This is a genomic window from Streptomyces sp. AC602_WCS936 (genome assembly GCF_019049125.1).
In the GTDB taxonomy this organism is placed as follows: Bacteria; Actinomycetota; Actinomycetes; order Streptomycetales; family Streptomycetaceae; genus Streptomyces.
Genome location: NZ_JAGMUF010000035.1, coordinates 39439 through 56499 on the forward strand (window position 1 = coordinate 39439; position 17061 = coordinate 56499).

The 17061-nt window shown below is 72.5% G+C and carries 15 protein-coding genes; 12 read left to right on the forward strand and 3 right to left on the reverse strand.

Translation table 11 applies throughout. The features are described from left to right. Positions 1-2: 2 nt before the first annotated feature. Positions 3-1286 carry a hypothetical protein gene (locus KUM03_RS13455; protein WP_217247551.1) on the forward strand — a complete coding sequence of 428 codons (1284 nt, stop codon included), beginning with the start codon at positions 3-5 and terminating at the stop codon, positions 1284-1286. Positions 1287-1343: 57 nt separating this feature from the next. Here KUM03_RS13455 and KUM03_RS13460 read toward each other — a convergent pair whose 3' ends face one another. Further along, the gene (locus KUM03_RS13460; protein WP_217247559.1) at positions 1344-2324 is read right to left on the reverse strand and encodes an ATP-binding protein; all 981 of its coding nucleotides are present in this window, start codon (positions 2322-2324) and stop codon (positions 1344-1346) included. A gap of 111 nt (positions 2325-2435) precedes the next feature. Here KUM03_RS13460 and KUM03_RS13465 point away from each other — a divergent pair, with 111 nt between their 5' ends. Beyond that, complete coding sequence (locus KUM03_RS13465) at positions 2436-3260, forward strand: oxidoreductase (RefSeq protein WP_217247582.1); 825 nt, start codon at positions 2436-2438, stop codon at positions 3258-3260. A gap of 326 nt (positions 3261-3586) precedes the next feature. On the opposite strand, the gene KUM03_RS13470 is transcribed toward KUM03_RS13465, so the two are convergent. Beyond that, on the reverse strand, positions 3587-4447 hold the full coding sequence (locus tag KUM03_RS13470; protein WP_217247584.1) for an HAD family phosphatase: 861 nt from the start codon (positions 4445-4447) through the stop codon (positions 3587-3589). 607 nt (positions 4448-5054) lie between these two features. On the opposite strand from KUM03_RS13470, the gene ssd reads away from it, so the two are divergent. From ssd to KUM03_RS13505, 7 genes are all read left to right on the forward strand, one after another. Then, positions 5055-6227 carry a septum site-determining protein Ssd gene (gene ssd / locus KUM03_RS13475; RefSeq protein ID WP_217247592.1) on the forward strand — a complete coding sequence of 391 codons (1173 nt, stop codon included), beginning with the start codon at positions 5055-5057 and terminating at the stop codon, positions 6225-6227. A 566-nt stretch (positions 6228-6793) separates the two neighbouring features. Beyond that, positions 6794-7975: a TadA family conjugal transfer-associated ATPase gene (locus tag KUM03_RS13480; protein ID WP_217247601.1), complete on the forward strand. Its 1182-nt coding sequence runs from the start codon at positions 6794-6796 to the stop codon at positions 7973-7975. After that, a complete protein-coding gene (locus KUM03_RS13485) occupies positions 7968-8837 on the forward strand; it encodes a type II secretion system F family protein (RefSeq protein WP_217247621.1) in 870 nt (289 codons plus the stop codon). Before KUM03_RS13480 ends, KUM03_RS13485 begins: the two co-directional genes overlap by 8 nt. Continuing rightward, entirely contained in the window at positions 8834-9643 is an 810-nt protein-coding gene (locus KUM03_RS13490) for a type II secretion system F family protein (protein ID WP_217247623.1), read from the forward strand. Before KUM03_RS13485 ends, KUM03_RS13490 begins: the two co-directional genes overlap by 4 nt. A 102-nt stretch (positions 9644-9745) precedes the next feature. Further along, positions 9746-9973 carry a DUF4244 domain-containing protein gene (locus KUM03_RS13495; protein ID WP_217247637.1) on the forward strand — a complete coding sequence of 76 codons (228 nt, stop codon included), beginning with the start codon at positions 9746-9748 and terminating at the stop codon, positions 9971-9973. After that, positions 9960-10346, forward strand: coding sequence for a TadE family type IV pilus minor pilin (locus tag KUM03_RS13500; protein ID WP_217247639.1), 387 nt, complete (start codon positions 9960-9962; stop codon positions 10344-10346). The genes KUM03_RS13495 and KUM03_RS13500 overlap by 14 nt, the downstream gene beginning before the upstream one ends. A 2-nt stretch (positions 10347-10348) precedes the next feature. After that, positions 10349-10738 carry an Rv3654c family TadE-like protein gene (locus KUM03_RS13505; RefSeq protein ID WP_217248056.1) on the forward strand — a complete coding sequence of 130 codons (390 nt, stop codon included), beginning with the start codon at positions 10349-10351 and terminating at the stop codon, positions 10736-10738. Positions 10739-10792: 54 nt separating this feature from the next. On the opposite strand, the gene KUM03_RS13510 is transcribed toward KUM03_RS13505, so the two are convergent. Further along, complete coding sequence (locus tag KUM03_RS13510; protein ID WP_217247640.1) at positions 10793-13363, reverse strand: DEAD/DEAH box helicase; 2571 nt, start codon at positions 13361-13363, stop codon at positions 10793-10795. 82 nt (positions 13364-13445) lie between these two features. On the opposite strand from KUM03_RS13510, the gene bldG reads away from it, so the two are divergent. The 3 genes from bldG to KUM03_RS13525 all read left to right on the forward strand — a co-directional run bounded on the left by bldG (position 13446) and on the right by KUM03_RS13525 (position 17033). Further along, positions 13446-13787 (forward strand): anti-sigma factor antagonist BldG, encoded by a 342-nt coding sequence (bldG, locus tag KUM03_RS13515; RefSeq protein WP_003975386.1) that lies wholly within the window; start codon positions 13446-13448, stop codon positions 13785-13787. Between the two features lie 105 nt (positions 13788-13892). Beyond that, the gene (locus KUM03_RS13520) at positions 13893-14324 is read left to right on the forward strand and encodes an ATP-binding protein (protein ID WP_217247642.1); all 432 of its coding nucleotides are present in this window, start codon (positions 13893-13895) and stop codon (positions 14322-14324) included. Between the two features lie 303 nt (positions 14325-14627). Continuing rightward, the gene (locus KUM03_RS13525; RefSeq protein WP_217247651.1) at positions 14628-17033 is read left to right on the forward strand and encodes a sodium-translocating pyrophosphatase; all 2406 of its coding nucleotides are present in this window, start codon (positions 14628-14630) and stop codon (positions 17031-17033) included. The last annotated feature ends 28 nt before the right edge of the window (positions 17034-17061 follow it).

Sequence of the window (17061 nt, forward strand, 5' to 3'; positions counted from 1 at the left end):
ACATGGCCGCCACCCACAGGATCGCCGCGCGCACCGTGGTCGCCGCCGCGGTCTGCGCCGCGTCGCTCGCCGGTTGCGCGATCGGCAGCGGCACCGGTTCCGGTGAAGGGACGCAGGGTCCGGAGAAGGAGAAGGGGAAAGCGGCGCCGGCGCCCAAGAACGCGGTCCGCCTGATCGGCGACGGTTCCACCGCGTACACCGGGGCCCAGCCGCACCTGCCCCGGCCCGAGCGGCTCAAGCCCGGCCAGAAGCCGCCGCAGTTCGTGGTGTTCTCCTGGGACGGCGCGGGCGAGGACAGCCAGAAGCTGTTCTCCCACTTCCGTGAAGTGGCCAAGGAGAACGACGCGACGATGACGTACTTCCTGAGCGGCGTGTACATGCTGCCGAAGGAGAAGCGGGACCTGTACCGGCCGCCGCAGCATTCCCCGGGCCGCTCGGACATCGGCTTCAACGACGAGCAGGGCATCGCCGACACCGTCAAGCAACTGCGGCTGGCGTGGCTGGAGGGCAACGAGATCGGCACCCACTTCAACGGACACTTCTGCGGCCCCGGCGGCGGGGTCGGCGAGTGGTCCGTCGAGGAGTGGAAGGACGAGATCAGGCAGGCCAAGCAGTTCGTGAAGACCTGGAAGACCAACACCGGGATGAAGAACGCGGCGCCGCTGCCCTTCGACTACGACAAGGAACTGATCGGCGCCCGCACTCCCTGCCTGGAGGGCCAGGAGAACTTCGTGAAGGCCGCCAGTGACATGGGCTTCCGCTACGACAGCAGCGGCGTGAACAACCAGGTCTGGCCGGAGAAGAAGCAGGGCCTGTGGGACCTGTCGATGCAGCTCGTGCCCTTCCCCGGGCACACCTTCGAGCAGCTCACCATGGACTACAACTTCATGGTCAACCAGTCGGGCACCACCACCCAGGGCGATCCGGCCAAGCACGAGCTCTGGGGCGACCAGATGCGCGACGGCCTGCTCCAGGGCTTCCAGCGGGCCTACGACGGCAACCGCGCCCCGCTGATCATCGGCAACCACTTCGAGTCCTGGAACGGCGGCACCTACATGCGCGCCGTCGAGGAGGTCATCGAGACGGTGTGCACCAAGGACGAGGTGCGCTGCGTCTCCTTCCGGCAGCTCGCGGACTGGCTGGACGCCCAGGACCCGAAGGTGCTCAAGAAGCTGCGCACCCTGGGCGTCGGCGAGGCTCCGGAGAAGGGCTGGGCGTCCTTCCTGTCGGCCCAGCCCGCGCCGGCTCCGAAGGGTGTGCCCGGAGCCCCGGCCGCCAAGCGGTAACCGTCGGGCGGGGCGGGCGTACGCCGGCTCAAGCGCCGGCACCGTCGGGTGCCGGTGTCACGCCGGGGCGGCGACCGTCTCGCCGAGCACGAAGCCGGGGTCGACCTGCGCCGCCAGGTCGGCCCCGGTGCGCTCGTTGCCCCAGCTGCGGGCGTTCTTCAGGTGGAAGTGGACCATCTGGCGCGTGTAGCGCTCCCAGTCCCGCGACTTGTACGTCGCGTCGGCGGCCGTGCGCAGTGTGCGCAGCGCGCGGTGGTTGGCCTCCTCCAGGAGCTCGAAGCGGGGCGGCCGGCCCTTCTCCATGGCACGCACCCAGTCCGAGTGGCCGACGGTCGTCAACAGGTCGTCCCCGGCCTCTTCGCGGAGGAAGTCGAGGTCGTCCGGCCCCTGCACCTTGTTGCCGACGACCTTCAGGGTGACGCCGAAGTCGCGGGCGTACTCCTTGTACTGGCGGTAGACGGAGACTCCCTTCCGGGTCGGCTCGGCGACGAGGAACGTGATGTCGAAGCGGGTGAACATGCCGGAGGCGAAAGAGTCCGAGCCCGCGGTCATGTCGACCACGACGTACTCGTCACGGCCGTCGACCAGGTGGTTCAGGCACAGCTCCACCGCTCCCGTCTTGGAGTGGTAGCAGGCGACTCCGAGGTCGGCCTCCGTGAAAGGCCCGGTGACCATCAAACGGACGGCCCCGGCGTCGAGTTCCACCGGCCGGGCGCAGGCGTCGTAGACCGGGTTGTCCTCGCACACCCGCAGCAGGCGCGAGCCCTCGCCGGGCGGTGTGGTCTTGATCATCGTCCCCGCGGAGGCGATCCGCGGGTTGGTGCCGCGCAGATGGTCCTTGATCAGCGGCAGGTGCTCGCCCATCGCGGGCAGCCCTGCGGCCTCCGTCTCGTCGAGGCCCAGCGCGGCCCCCAGGTGCTGGTTGATGTCGGCGTCGACGGCGACGACGGGTGCACCGGTGACGGCGAGATGGCGGATGAACAGGGAGGACAGGGTGGTCTTGCCGCTGCCGCCCTTCCCGACGAAAGCAATTTTCATGTTCACCAAGAGTAGTGTCGCTCTGGCTGTGCGTGACGCGGAGGTCTGGGTGTACGTGAAGAAGACCACTCATTCGTGGGGTGGGGCCGGGGGGTGCGTAATGTCGTACTCATGAGTACGACAGGCGCGACCGCCGACCCGCTCGCGGCCCTGGGTGAACTGCCCGGCGTGGCCGAGTCCGTGGAGTCCATCCGCAAGGCCGTGGACCGGGTCTACGGCCACCGGATCATGCGGCGCCGCAGCAACGAGATCACCTCGGAGGCGGCACTGCGCGGCGCCCGGGGCTCGGCGGCGCTGTCCGGGGCGGACTGGGCCCTTGAGGAGGTGCGCCGGCGCACCGACTTCAGCGTCGACGACGAGGCGCGTGCCGTGGGCGCGGCCCTGCGGCTGACCGCCGAGGCGGGGCAGCTGCTGTCCATCTGGCGCCAGTCGCCGCTGCGGGTACTGGCCCGGCTGCACCTGGTGGCGGCGGCAGACAAGGCCGACCAGGTGGGACGGCCCCGCCAGGAGGGCGAGCCGGTGGACGAACCCCTCGTCGAGCTGCCCCTGCCGGGCGCCCGCGAGGCGCACGGGCGGCTGGAGGGCCTGGCCGGGCTGGTCATGGCGGGCGGTGCCGCGCCGGCGCTGGTGACGGCGGCCGTCGTGCACGGCGAGCTGCTGGCGCTGCGGCCCTTCACCTCGCACAACGGCCTGGTCGCACGCGCGGCCGAGCGCATCGTCCTGGTCGGCAGCGGTCTCGACCCGAAGTCGGTCTGCGCCGCCGAGGTCGGCCACGCCGAGCTGGGGCGCGCGGCCTACCTGGCGGCGCTCGACGGTTACGTGTCCGGGACGCCGGAGGGCATGGCCGCCTGGATCGCCCACTGCGGCCGGGCGGTCGAGCTGGGCGCACGCGAGTCGACGGCGGTGTGCGAGGCGCTGCAGCGCGGCGCGGCGTGAAGATGCGGCGGTACGAGAATTCGTACCGCCGCTGGCATGACCACCGGGTTACCAAGCGTCCTCGATATGTTGCCCATCAGGTCGGGAGCTTTGCCCGTCACCTGGTGCGGCTGGCCCGTAATCGACGGGTCGACGTCGCGTGGGTGCTCGATGTCCATGCTCGGTCCGTGGGGCCAAATGCGTTCTTAAGGTGATCCTTTCGGATGTCCTTGGTCTCGCGGGCCGTTGAGTCCTTTGTACTCCTGCGCCGGAGCAAGCGGAAGTGCCCACCGCACTTCTTTACTTTTGCACTCATACGCGAGTGAAAGGGCGGATCGAGGGAGGGCTCAGGCCGCCGTCGCGGACCGGCGCCGGCTCGCGTACCAGACGAGGCCCGCGGTGGCCGCCGCGGCACCTATCGCGGCGGCGGCGACCAGCGCCGGCCGCGGCGGTACGGAGAGCCCCCGGACGCGCTGCTTCAGCCGTACCGGACGGTGGAAATCGAGGATCGGCCACTCGCGTGCGAGAGCCTCCCGGCGCAGCGCCCGGTCCGGGTTCACCGCGTGGGGGAGTCCTACGGACTCGAGCATCGGCAGGTCGGTCGCCGAGTCGCTGTAGGCGTAGCAGCGGCTCAGGTCGTACCCCTCGGACTCGGCCAGCTCGCGGATCGCCTCCGCCTTGGTGGGGCCGTACGCGTAGTACTCCACCTCCCCGGTGAAGCGGCCGTCGTCGCCGACGACCATGCGGGTCGCCACCACCCGGTCCGCGCCGAGCAGCTCACCGATGGGTTCGACGACCTCGGCGCCCGACGTGGAGACGATCACGACGTCGCGGCCGGCGGTGTGGTGCTCCTCGATCAGCGAGGCGGCCTCGTCGTAGATGATCGGGTCGATCAGGTCGTGCAGGGTCTCGGCGACGAGCTCCTTGACCAGCCGGACGTCCCAGCCCCGGCAGAGGGCGGAGAGGTACTTGCGCATCCGCTCCATCTGGTCGTGGTCGGCTCCGCCCGCGAGGAAGACGAACTGGGCATATGCGGTACGCAGCACGGCCCTGCGGTTGATCAGCCCGCCTTGGTAGAAGGACTTGCTGAACGTGAGTGTGCTGGACTTCGCAATGACCGTCTTGTCCAGGTCGAAGAAGGCCGCCGTGCGGGGCATGGAGTGCGCCATGGAGTGGGGCGAAGAGTGGTTTTCCACGACCCCGAGCATAGGCGCAGCCCATTCGGCGTAAGGTGGGGCGCGTGGGTTTGCCTGAGAGGCCTCTCGGGTACACCATGGAAGTCACGGATCGTTCGCGACCGTGCTAACCCGGTCCGACTCCTCCCCCCCCGAGTCGGCCGTGGAGACGACCCCCGCTCTCCCCCCCGGCGGGGGTCGTCGCATGTCCGGATGGGTTTTTCTCCCTCCGGTCGACCCCGAGCCCGTGCGGTGGCGGTGCCGGAGAGAGTGGATTGTCATGGCCATGACTGACTGCGGAGCGTAGTCGTCGGACTGCTCTGCGGGCGTCGCACACGAGGTGGATCGATGCGGGGCGGGCTCACCGGTTTGAGTGACGGCGATATTCACATCCATCGAGTTGTCCACAGTTTTTGACCAAGATCCACACGATTTCCCGGATCGCTGCACCGTGATTCCCACGCGTCCGGGCCGCGCCGAGTTCCATGGCCGGTTCCCTTTGCCGGACGCGTATGGCCGGCCGGTTCTTCACCGGTTCTCAACCGGTTCTTCGGTCGGCCGGAACGCGGGGCCGCAGGGGCCGCGCGAGTTACGGGACACCGGCCGCGGCCCGAAGCCGCGGCGAAGGGGGACGCAGACCATGACCGGGACCATCACCCATGACCCGCCGTACTCCGCCGGAGGCAGGCAGGGCGGGCCGCTGATCCTCACCGAGGACACCGATCTCCTCGACGACCTGCTGCGCCTGTGCGCGGCGGCCGGCGCGACACCGGAAGTGCACCACTCGGTGCCAGCGACGCCCGTGTCGACCTCGGGAGCCACTGGGTCCTTGGGGGCCCCGGGGCCTTCCGGGGCCCGGTGGCCGGGCGGTTGGGAGGCCGCTCCACTCGTCCTCGTCGGCGACGATGCCGCGCGGCGGGTGCGCGGGGTCGTGAGGAGACGGGGAGTGGTCCTGGTGAGCCGGGATCAGGACGATCCCGGAGTGTGGCAGCGGGCCGTCGAGATCGGCGCCGACCACGTCCTGGTGCTCCCCGACGGCGAACAGTGGCTCGTCGACCGCATCGCGGACGTCGTCGAGGGCGTCGGCCGACCCGCGCTCACCGTGGGCGTCATCGGGGGCCGGGGTGGCGCCGGGGCGTCCACGCTGGCCTGCGCGCTCGCCGTCACCTCCGCGCGAGAGGGGCTGCGCAGCCTCCTGGTGGACGCGGATCCGCTGGGCGGCGGCCTCGACGTCCTCCTCGGCGGCGAGACGGCGGAGGGGTTGAGGTGGCCCGCGTTCGCGGCCTCGCGTGGACGGGTCGGCGGCGGCGCCCTGGAGGCGTCGCTGCCCGAGCTGCATTCGCTTCGATTGCTCAGCTGGGACCGCGGCGACTGCGTCGCGGTGCCGCCCCAGGCCGTACGTGCCGTGCTCGCCGCGGCCCGGCGCAGGGGCGGCACGGTCGTCGTGGACCTGCCGCGCAGGATCGACGACGGTGTCGCGGAGGTTCTCGCCCAGCTCGACGTCGGGCTTCTCGTCGTCCCGGCCGAGCTGCGGGCCGTCGCGGCGGCCGGCCGGGTGGCGGCCGCGGTCGGCATGGTGCTGCGCGATCTGCGCGTCGTGACACGGGGGCCGTACGACTCGGGCCTCGACGACCGCGAGGTGGCCCGGCTGCTCGGACTGCCGCTGGCCGGCGAGGTGCCCGTCGAGTCCGGCCTTCTGCGCGCCACCGACGGCAAGCGCCCTCCCGGCGCCTCCGCCCGTGGACCGCTGGCGCGCTTCTGCCGGGCGTTCTGGGAGCGGGCGTTGGTGGAGACGGGGGGTGGAGCTGCGTGAAGGCGTCAGTGGGGCGTGAGGAGGCCGTGCGGCGGCCGAACGGGCGGGGTGGTGTTCCGGGCTGGGCCGTCCGCGTGGCCCCTGGGGCGGTGCCGGTGTCCCGGGCGGCTGCGGGGACGACGGTCGGCGTAGGGCCTGGGCCGGAGGCGGCCGCGGGTCGGACCGCCAGGCTCGGCTCGGAGTGGCCCCGGGGGGTGGCTCCGGGGGTTGTTGGAAGGCGGTCTCAGGGGGCGGCCCCGGGGGTCGTCGGGGGACGGTCTCAAGGGGTGACTCCGGGGTTCGTCGGGGGACGGTCTCAGGGGGCGGCCCCGGGGTTCGTCGGGGGACGGTCTCAAGAGGTGACTCCGGGGGTCGTCGGGGAGCGGTTTCGGGGGACGGCCTCAGGACTTGCTCCGGGAGCGGGAGCGGGAGCGGGAGCGGGAGCGGGAGCGCGAGCGGTTCCGGGACCGGCTTCGGGGCTTGCTTTCGGCCTGCGCGCAGGGCGGTCCCCGGGGACGGCCGCCGACGGGGCGGCGGCAGCCGTCGCCCCGGCAGCCGTGGGCCCCGTTCCCGGCCCGGCTTCCGAGATGCTCGACGGGGTGCGGCGGTGGCTCGCCGAGAGCGGGGCGGAGCCCACGCCCGCGCGTGTGGCGCAGGCCCTGCGGGAGCAGGGACGGGTGCTCGGCGACGCCGAGATCCTCGCGGCCGCCGGACAGCTGCGCTCGGAGCTCGTCGGCAGTGGGCCACTGGAACCACTGCTCGCCGACCCGTCGGTGACCGACGTACTGGTGTCCGCCCCGGACCGGGTCTGGGTGGACCGGGGCGGCGGCCTGGAGCTGACGTCGGTCTCCTTCCCGGACGCCGGTGCGGTACGGCGGCTTGCGCAGCGCCTCGCCACGGTCGCCGGTCGCAGGCTGGACGACGCCCGGCCCTGGGTGGACGCACGGCTGCCGGACGGCACCCGGCTGCACGCGGTGCTGCCCCCGGTCGCCGTCGGCTGCACCTGCCTGTCGCTCCGGGTGGTACGGCCGCGTGCGTTCACGCTCGACGAACTGGCGGCCGCCGGTACCGTGCCGCCCGGCGGTGACCGCGTGCTGCGCGCGCTGTTGCGGGCACGGCTGTCCTTCCTCGTCAGCGGCGGCACCGGAAGCGGCAAGACGACGCTGCTGAGCGCGCTGCTGGGCCTGGTCCGGCCGGACGAGCGCATCGTGTTGGCCGAGGACTCGGCGGAGCTGCGGCCCGACCATCCGCACGTCGTCCACCTGGAGACCAGACCCGCCAACCAGGAGGCCGCGGGCCTGGTCACCTTGGAAGACCTGGTGCGGCAGGCGCTGCGCATGCGACCGGACCGGCTGGTCGTCGGCGAGGTGCGCGGCCCCGAGGTGGCCCATCTCCTGGCGGCGCTGAACACCGGCCACAGCGGCTGCGGGACGGTGCACGCCAACGCCGCCGCCGATGTACCGGCCCGGCTCGAAGCCCTCGGCACGGCCGCAGGGCTGGACCGCGCGGCGCTGCACAGCCAGTTGGCGGCGGCTCTCTCGGTGGTCCTGCACCTGGCCCGGGACCGGGCGGGACGGCGCCGGATCGCCGAGGTGCACGTACTGGAGCGCGACCCGTCGGGGCTGGTGCGGACGGTGCCGGCGTTGCGGTGGGAAGCGGAGGCCTTCGCGGCCGAGCGCGGTTGGGAGCGGTTGCGGGAGTTGCTGCGCGGAGAGGGGCTCGGGCGCGAGCACCTGGATCGGAGGAGCACGGGTGACGGTGATGAGTGACCTGTCGGCGGTCGTGGCCCTGGGGAGCCTCGGGGCGGCGGCATGGCTGGCGGGGAGCGGGTGGCACGCCGGGGTGCGGCGCGCGCGGCTGGTGTTCGCCGGTGGCGCGACGGTGGGCACCGGGCCGCCGCCACCGGGGCGTCGGCTGACGGACGTGGTGCTGCGTGTCCGTGGCCGGCTGAGGCCCGAGTGGTGGGCGCTGGTGGCCGGGCTGGTGCTGGCCGTGCTGGGCGACTCGGTGCTGCCGGTCGTCGCGGGGGCGGCCGGAGTGCCGTTGCTGCGGCGCACGCGGCTCGCCGGCCGGGCGAGTCGGGCCCGGGAGCACCGGCGGGACGGGGTGATCGCCCTGTGCGGGTCCCTCGCCGGGGAGGTGCGGGCGGGACGGCAGCCGGGCGAGGCGCTGCTGTGCGCCGCGCACGACTCCGGAGGGCTCGGCGACGGGCAGGCCGCGGTGCTGGCGGCGGCGCGCTTCGGCGGGGACGTGCCGGGGGCCCTGACGGCGGCGGCGCGACAACCGGGGGTGGAGGGGTTACGGGGCCTCGCGGCGTGCTGGCGGGTCGCCGCCGATCAGGGCGCCGGACTGGCGGCCGGTCTCGACCGGCTCGAAGGCGCCCTGCGCGCCGAACGGGACCAGCGTGCCGACCTGCGGGCCCAGTTGGCGGGCGCGCGAGCCACAGCCGTGATGCTCGCCGGCCTGCCGGTCTTCGGCCTCCTGCTCGGCGCCGCCCTCGGTTCCGACCCGCTGCACGTACTGCTGCACACCGGGGCCGGGCTGGGCTGCCTGCTGGCCGGTGGAGTCCTGGAGTGCCTGGGCGTGTGGTGGGTGACGCGGATCGTACGGAAGGCGGAGGCGGCGTCGTGACCGGGGACGTTTTCCACAGGCTGGGGGCGGTGCTGGGGGCGGTGATGGGGGCGTTGCTGATCGTCGGCTGGCTGGCGCACGGATGCGCGGCCTCACGGAGGGCACGGACCGCGCGCAGACGGCTCGCCGTGCTCCTGGCCCCGCCGGCGGTGCGCGCCGGCCCAGGACGCGCCGAGGTGCTGGGCGCCGTGCGTGACCGGCTGCCGCTGGTGGCCGCGGTGGGGGCCGGTTGGGCCCTGGTCGGGGGCGTCGCCGGTGTGGTGACGGGCTTGGCGGGCGCGGTGGTGCTGTGGCGCCTGCACGCTCGGCGGGCGGCCACCGGTACCGCCGCGGAACAGACCCGTGCCGCCGAGGCCGCTCGCCAACTGCCCCTGGCGGCCGACCTGCTGGCGGCGTGTGTCGCGGCCGGTGCCGGACCGGTCGCCGCGGCCCACGCGGTGGGCGAGGCCCTCGGCGGGCCCGTGGGGGACGCGCTGGGCCGTGGCGCGGCGGAGGTGCGGCTCGGCGGTGAGCCGGGCGGTGCCTGGCGGGGACTCGCCGCGCTCCCGGGCGCCGCTCCCCTGGCACGACTGCTGGAACGGGCCGATGTGTCCGGGCTCCCCGCGGCCGGCCCCGTCGCCCGGCTGGCCACCCAGGCCCGTACCGACTGGGCCCGCACCACGGCGGCACGGGCCCGCCGGGCGGCCGTCATGGTCACGGCGCCGGTGGGGCTGTGCTTCCTGCCCGCGTTCATCGCGGTGGGCGTACTGCCGGTGGTGATCGGGCTCGCGGGCGGGGTGCTGGGAGGCGGGGGAGGTGGTGGCTGACGGGAGGAGCGGGCCGGCGTGGGCCGGCGCATGACGGTCCGATGGACCAGAAAGCGAACCAGCAGTAAGCGAACAACGGGAAAGAACCTCACGGGGGTTGTGATGTATCAGGTGGTACGGGCGCGGCTGAGTGCTCTGATGCGTGCGATGCGGCCGGCACGGAGCAGGCGGGCCGGCGCGCGGGACGCGGGAATGGTCACGTCCGAGTACGCGATGGGGATCGTCGCGGCGGTGGCCTTCGCCGTGGTCCTCTACAAGGTGGTGACGAGCGGGGCGGTCAGCGCGGAACTGCAGGGCATCGTGAAGCAGGCACTCGATGCGCGGATGTGAACGGCGCCCGAGGGCACGGTCCCGCGACTCGGACCGGGGTTTCGTGACGGCGGAGACCGCCGTGGTGCTGCCCGTGCTGGTCGTGTTCGCGATGGCGCTGGCGTGGGGGCTGCTCGTGGTGGCCGCGCAGATCCAGTGTGTGGACGCGGCCCGGACGGGCGCCCGCGCGGCGGCCCGCCAGGACCCGGCCGACGCGGTCGCCGAAGTCACCCGGGAGGCGGCACCGCGCGGAGCGCGGGTCACGGTCAGCCGGGAGGGGGACCGGGTCCGTGTGGTCGTGGTGGCCGAGCCACCGGCGCTGCACGGGCTGCCCTTCGAGGTACGGGAGGAGGCCGTGGCGTCGGTGGAGCGGACGGCGGGAGGCGAGCCGTGAGGATGCGGGCCGGGAACGCCGACCAGGGCTCCGCCACTGTCTGGAGCGTCGGTGCCGTCGCCGTTCTGTGCCTGGTGTTCGGCGTCGTGCTGGCCCTGGGCCAGGCGGTGGTGGCCCGGCACCGTGCGGCCGGCGGCGCCGATCTGGCGGCGCTCGCGGCGGCGGAGCACTGGGACCGGGGCGGTACGGCGGCGTGTGCCCGGGCGGCACGGATCGCGGCGGCCCAGGGGGCGCGGTTGGTGAGTTGCGTGCTCACGGGGCAGGTCTCGGACGTGACGGTGGCATCGGGCCGGGGCCCGTTCACGGCGGAGGTCCGGGCGAGGGCGGGCCCGGCGGTGGCGGTTCCCCCCGGCGGGGATCGCGGCGCCGGAGGCCCGGTCGGCGGGGGTTGAGGCGTTGGAACTCCCGTCGGAAGAGCCGCCCCCATGAGGGTGGCCCTCGTGAGGCTACCGGCGGGCATCACGGGCCGGATTTCCCGCCTCCGCCTCCGCCCGCCCCGCCTCGAACGGGCCTGCTCCCCCTCCCGCCGCACGGTCCGCAACCCCGTCCGCGGCACCGTCCACCGTCCCGTCCGCGGCTCCCCGCAGGAGCACCGTCAGGAGCCGTACGGCCCCCCGCTTGTGCAGCGGTTCGTTGCCGTTGCCGCACTTGGGGGACTGGATGCAGGACGGGCAGCCGGCGTCGCACTCGCAGGAGGCGATGGCCTCCCGGGTGGCGGCGAGCCAGTCGCGGGCCGTGTGGAAGGCCCGCTCGGCGAAGCCCGCCCCGCCCGGGTGGCCGTCGTACACGAAGACCGTCGGCAGCAGTGTGTCCGGGTGCAGGGGGACGGACACGCCGCCGATGTCCCAGCGGTCGCAGGTCGCGAAGAGGGGCAGCATGCCGATCGAGGCGTGCTCGGCGGCGTGCAGGGCCCCGCCGAGGATCTCCGGGTTGATCCGGGCGGCGTCCAGCTGGTCCTCGGTGATCGTCCACCACACCGCCCGCGTACGCAGCGTCCGGGGAGGCAGGTCGAGCTTCGTCTCGCCCAGGACTTCGCCGGTGATGAGCCGGCGGCGCAGGAAGGAGACCACCTGGTTGGTGACCTCGACGGAGCCGTAGCACAGGCGCCCGTCGCCCCAGGGGACCTCGGTGTCGGTCTCCAGGACCGAGATCGCCGTCGTGTCACGGGCGACCGTCGAGTACGCGGGCGTGGCCTGCTCGACCAGCGCGACGGAGTCCTCCAGGTCCAGGGACCGGACGAGATAGGTCCGCCCCTGGTGGAGGTGGACGGCGCCCTCGTGGACGGTCGTGTGGGCGGCCCCGGCGTCCACCGTGCCCAGCAGTCGGCCCGTGCCGGACTCGACGACCTGGACCGGCCGTCCGCCCTCGCCGCGGATGTCGGTGAGGTCGGCGGCCCGCTCCCGGCGCGTCCAGTGCCAGGCCCTGGTCCGGCGGCGCAGCAGCTTCGCCGCCTCCAGCTGGGGAAGCAGCTCCTCGCAGGCGGGGCCGAACAGCGGCAGGTCCTCGTCGGTCAGGGGCAGCTCGGCCGCCGCCGCGCACAGGTGCGGGGCGAGGACGTACGGGTTGTCCGGGTCGAGGACCGTGGACTCCACGGGCTGGTCGAACAGGGCCTCGGGATGGTGGACGAGGAAGGTGTCCAGCGGGTCGTCCCGGGCGACCAGCACCGCCAGCGCCCCCTGCCCGGCCCGCCCCGCCCGGCCCGCCTGCTGCCACAGCGACGCACGGGTGCCCGGATAACCGGCGATCACCACGGCGTCCAGGCCTGAGATGTCGAGCCCGAGTTCGAGGGCGTTGGTCGCGGCCAGGCTGAGGAGTTCGCCGGAGTGCAGGGCGCGTTCCAGCGCGCGGCGCTCCTCGGGGAGGTAGCCGCCGCGGTAGGCGGCCACGCGCCCGGCCAGCGAGCGGTCGACCTCGGCCAGACGCTCCTGCGCGATCACCGAGATCAGCTCGGCGCCGCGCCGGGACCGCACGAAGGTGATCGAGCGCATGCCCTGCACGGTGAGGTCGGTGAGCAGATCGGCGGCCTCGGCGGTGGCGGTGCGGCGGACCGGCGCGCCCTTCTCGCCCTCCAGCTCGGTCAGCGGCGGCTCCCAGAGGGCGAACACCAGTTCACCGCGCGGTGAGGCGTCGTCGGCGACCTCGACGACCGGCAGCCCGGTGAGCCGGCGGGCCGCCACGGAGGGTTCGGCGGCGGTGGCGGAGGCGAGCAGGAAGACCGGCGACGCGCCGTAGCGGGCACACAGCCGGCGCAATCTTCGCAGCACCTGGGCGACATGGGAGCCGAAGACGCCCCGGTAGGTGTGGCACTCGTCGATGACGACGAACTTCAGCGCCTTCAGGAAGGAGGACCAGCGGGGGTGGGACGGCAGGATGCCGCGATGCAGCATGTCCGGGTTGGTCAGCACGTAGGTGCCGTACTGGCGGATCCACTCGCGTTCCTCGAACGGCGTGTCGCCGTCGTACACCGCGGCTCGAACGGACGTGCCCAGCGGTCGGACGAGTTCCTTCACGGACCGGCACTGGTCGGCGGCCAGCGCCTTCGTCGGCGCCAGGTACAGGGCGGTGGCGCCCCGCCCGTTCGGCGCCTCGGAGCCGTCCAGCAGCGTCGACAGGACGGGCACCAGGTACGCCAGGGACTTGCCGGACGCGGTGCCCGTGGCGACGACCACCGAATCGCCGTCGAGGGCGTGCTCGGCGGCGCGTGCCTGGTGGGCCCAGGGGTGTTCGATTCCGGCCGCGCGCACGGCCGCGACGACCTCCGGGCGAATCCGGTCCGGCCAGACGGCATGACGACCCGCACGCGGGGGCAAGTGCTCCGTATGAGTGATGCGCGCAGCCCGGCTCGGTCCCGCGGCGAGCCGGCCCAGGACCATGCCCGGTTCGGGCCGGGAGCCGGGCTCCGCCGGGGGTCGATCGGGTCGGTGATTCTTGGCCATCGGCACCGAGTCTGTCACTGGCGTGACGGACAATGGGACCAAGGCGTCGTGCACGCCTGCCGGTAAGTGATTGAATGCCATCGCGGCTGGCGAACCGTCCTGGGGGCTTCAAGCCGAGGTGTCCCGAGGGACGACCGCTCGATAGCAAGGTGCTGGAGGATCCGTGGACCTGTCCCTGTCGACCCGTACCGTCGGCGATCGTACGGTCGTCGAGGTCGGTGGCGAAATTGACGTATACACCGCGCCCAAGCTGCGTGAGCAGCTGGTCGAGCTCGTGAACGACGGGAGTTTCCACCTCGTCGTCGACATGGAGGGCGTGGACTTCCTCGACTCCACCGGGCTCGGCGTACTGGTCGGCGGACTGAAGCGGGTGCGTGCCCATGAGGGCTCGCTGCGCCTGGTCTGCAACCAGGAGCGTATTCTCAAGATCTTCCGTATCACCGGCCTGACCAAGGTGTTTCCCATTCACACCTCGGTCGAGGAAGCGGTGGCGGCCACCGACTGACGACCGGTCCCGGGCCCGCGGGCCCGGGACCAGTAGAACGACGGAGGTCCGGGCTGTCGGCGGCCCGGACCCCCGACAGCACGCCCGTAGTTCCGAGGGGGATGCATGGCCACCGTCGAACTCCGCTTCAGCGCGCTGCCCGAGCATGTCCGCACCGCCCGTCTGGTGGCGGCCGCGGTGGCACGCAGGGCCGGAGTGGACGAGGCCGTCCTCGACGAGGTCAGGCTCGCCGTCGGCGAGGCCTGCACCCGGGCTGTGGGCCTGCATCAGCACGTCGGCATCACGGCGCCGGTCAAGGTGTCGCTGATCGAGGAGGAGAAGCAGTTCTCCATCGAGGTCGGTGATGAGGCGCCGCACGCCGTGGCCGGGGCGTCGGCCCCGGGTTCCGCCGTCGACGAGGCGGAGGCCGAGGAGGACGAGATGGGCCTCGCGGTCATCAGCGGACTCGTCGACGACGTGGAGGTCACGGCGGGCGAGGACGGCGGACTGATCCGCATGACCTGGCCGACCGCGCCGGCGGTACTGCCGCCGGTCTGACCCACCCGCGCATCACCCGAAGGGCCCCACCTGGTGGGGCCCTTCGTCGTGTGCGCACTTACATTGGGTTCGTGCGGCCGTTAAGTGAATTTATTCACGATCAATCGCACGAAAATCGATCACAAAGAGGATCGCGATCGATCACAAAGGGGATCACGGAATTAATGCCGGAGGGGCATTACTACTTGCCTCGTCCTTCTGGTTGACAGGTCGATTCCATTTGTCGTGCACTGTTTTGATCAGGTTCCGGTACCTACAATCCCGTCCACATCTTGAGCTCAGCCCAAGCGTCAAGGAGGACGAATGGCGGAGCTTTCCACCCCTCATCAGTTGGGCGATCCCTCCACCCTCGCGGCCGCCGTGCTGACCGACGGAAACCGTGTCCTGGTCGCGGTCATCGCGGTCGTGGCACTGGCCGCGCTGGTGCTCGCGGGCGTCCTGGTGCGCCAGGTGCTCGCGGCGGGCGAGGGAACCGACAGCATGAAGAAGATCGCGGCGGCCGTCCAGGAAGGCGCGAACGCCTATCTGGCCAGGCAGCTTCGCACGCTCGGCGTATTCGCCGTCGTCGTGTTCTTCCTCCTCATGCTGCTGCCCGCGGACGACTGGAATCAACGTGCCGGGCGATCGATCTTCTTCCTGATCGGCGCGGCTTTCTCGGCGGCCACCGGCTATATCGGCATGTGGCTCGCCGTACGCAGCAATGTGCGCGTCGCCGCGGCGGCGCGGGAAGCGACACCGGCCCCCGGCGAACCGGAAAAGGATCTCACCGTCGTCTCGCACAAAGCGACCAAGATCGCTTTCCGTACGGGCGGCGTCGTCGGCATGTTCACGGTGGGGCTCGGCCTGCTGGGCGCCTGCTGCGTGGTGCTGGTCTACGCGGCCGACGCGCCGAAGGTCCTGGAGGGATTCGGCCTCGGTGCCGCGCTGATCGCGATGTTCATGCGCGTCGGCGGCGGCATCTTCACCAAGGCCGCCGACGTCGGCGCCGACCTGGTCGGCAAGGTCGAGCAGGGCATCCCGGAGGACGACCCGCGCAACGCCGCGACCATCGCCGACAACGTGGGCGACAACGTCGGCGACTGCGCGGGCATGGCGGCCGACCTCTTCGAGTCGTACGCGGTGACCCTGGTGGCCGCGCTGATCCTCGGCAAGGTGGCCTTCGGCGACTCGGGGCTGGCGTTCCCGCTGCTGGTGCCGGCGATCGGCGTGCTCACCGCCATGATCGGCATCTTCGCGGTGGCGCCGAGGCGGTCCGACCGCAGCGGCATGAGCGCGATCAACCGGGGATTCTTCATCTCCGCCGTGATCTCGCTGGTGCTGGTGGCGGTGGCCGTCTTCGTCTACCTGCCCGGGAAGTACTCCGAGCTGGACGGCGTCACCGACGCGGCGATCGCCACCAAGGACGGCGACCCGCGGATCCTCGCGCTCGTCGCGGTGGCGATCGGCATCGTGCTCGCCGCCCTCATCCAGCAGCTCACCGGCTACTTCACCGAGACCGCCCGACGCCCCGTCAAGGACGTCGGCAAGAGCTCCCTCACGGGGCCCGCCACCGTCGTCCTGGCCGGGATCTCCCTCGGCCTCGAATCCGCCGTCTACACCGCCCTGTTGATCGGCCTCGGCGTCTACGGGGCGTTCCTGCTGGGCGGCACCTCCATCATGCTGGCGCTGTTCGCCGTGGCGCTGGCCGGCACCGGCCTGCTCACCACGGTCGGCGTCATCGTCGCCATGGACACCTTCGGGCCGGTCTCCGACAACGCGCAGGGCATCGCCGAGATGTCCGGCGACGTCGAGGGCGCCGGCGCCCAGGTCCTCACCGACCTGGACGCGGTCGGCAACACCACCAAGGCCATCACCAAGGGCATCGCCATCGCCACCGCCGTCCTGGCGGCGGCGGCCCTCTTCGGGTCGTACCGCGACGCCATCACCACCGGCGCGGCGGACGTCGGCGAGAGACTCAGCGGCGAGGGCGCGCCGATGAGCCTGATGATGGACATCTCGCAGCCCAACAACCTCGTCGGCCTCATCGCGGGCGCGGCGGTCGTCTTCCTGTTCTCGGGGCTGGCGATCAACGCGGTGTCGCGGTCGGCGGGCGCGGTGGTCTACGAGGTGCGGCGGCAGTTCCGGGAACGGCCCGGAATCATGGACTACAGCGAGAAACCCGAGTACGGCAAGGTCGTCGACATTTGCACCAGGGACGCCCTGCGGGAGCTCGCCACGCCCGGGCTGCTCGCCGTGATGGCGCCCATCTTCATCGGTTTCACGCTCGGCGTGGGCGCGCTCGGCGCGTTCCTGGCGGGCGCGATCGGCGCGGGCACCCTGATGGCGGTGTTCCTCGCCAACTCCGGTGGCGCCTGGGACAACGCCAAGAAACTCGTCGAGGACGGCCACCACGGCGGCAAGGGCAGCGAGGCGCACGCCGCCACCGTCATCGGCGACACGGTCGGCGACCCGTTCAAGGACACCGCGGGCCCGGCGATCAACCCGCTGCTGAAGGTCATGAATCTGGTGGCGCTGCTCATCGCGCCGGCGGTCATCAAGTTCTCCTACGGCGCCGACGAGAGCATCGCCGTGCGGGTGCTGATCGCCGTCGTCGCGTTCCTCGTCATCGCCGTGGCGGTCTACGTCTCCAAACGGCGCGGCATCGCGATGGGCGACGAGGACGACGGCAAGCGGGACCCCAAGTCGGCCGATCCGGCGGTGGTTTCGTAGACCCTCGCACCGAGCCTCAGAGAAGGGG

Bases quoted from the DNA above. Each gene is read 5' to 3' on its own strand.
- KUM03_RS13470 (WP_217247584.1), bottom strand. From the start codon at position 4,447: ATGCTCGGGGTCGTGGAAAACCACTCTTCGCCCCACTCCATGGCGCAC.
- KUM03_RS13455 (WP_217247551.1), top strand. From the start codon at position 3: ATGGCCGCCACCCACAGGATCGCCGCGCGCACCGTGGTCGCCGCCGCG.
- KUM03_RS13480 (WP_217247601.1), top strand. From the start codon at position 6,794: ATGCTCGACGGGGTGCGGCGGTGGCTCGCCGAGAGCGGGGCGGAGCCC.
- KUM03_RS13465 (WP_217247582.1), top strand. From the start codon at position 2,436: ATGAGTACGACAGGCGCGACCGCCGACCCGCTCGCGGCCCTGGGTGAA.
- KUM03_RS13500 (WP_217247639.1), top strand. From the start codon at position 9,960: ATGCGCGGATGTGAACGGCGCCCGAGGGCACGGTCCCGCGACTCGGAC.
- KUM03_RS13525 (WP_217247651.1), top strand. From the start codon at position 14,628: ATGGCGGAGCTTTCCACCCCTCATCAGTTGGGCGATCCCTCCACCCTC.
- ssd (WP_217247592.1), top strand. From the start codon at position 5,055: ATGACCGGGACCATCACCCATGACCCGCCGTACTCCGCCGGAGGCAGG.
- KUM03_RS13485 (WP_217247621.1), top strand. From the start codon at position 7,968: ATGAGTGACCTGTCGGCGGTCGTGGCCCTGGGGAGCCTCGGGGCGGCG.
- KUM03_RS13505 (WP_217248056.1), top strand. From the start codon at position 10,349: ATGCGGGCCGGGAACGCCGACCAGGGCTCCGCCACTGTCTGGAGCGTC.
- KUM03_RS13495 (WP_217247637.1), top strand. From the start codon at position 9,746: ATGTATCAGGTGGTACGGGCGCGGCTGAGTGCTCTGATGCGTGCGATG.
- KUM03_RS13460 (WP_217247559.1), bottom strand. From the start codon at position 2,324: ATGAAAATTGCTTTCGTCGGGAAGGGCGGCAGCGGCAAGACCACCCTG.
- KUM03_RS13510 (WP_217247640.1), bottom strand. From the start codon at position 13,363: ATGGCATTCAATCACTTACCGGCAGGCGTGCACGACGCCTTGGTCCCA.
- KUM03_RS13520 (WP_217247642.1), top strand. From the start codon at position 13,893: ATGGCCACCGTCGAACTCCGCTTCAGCGCGCTGCCCGAGCATGTCCGC.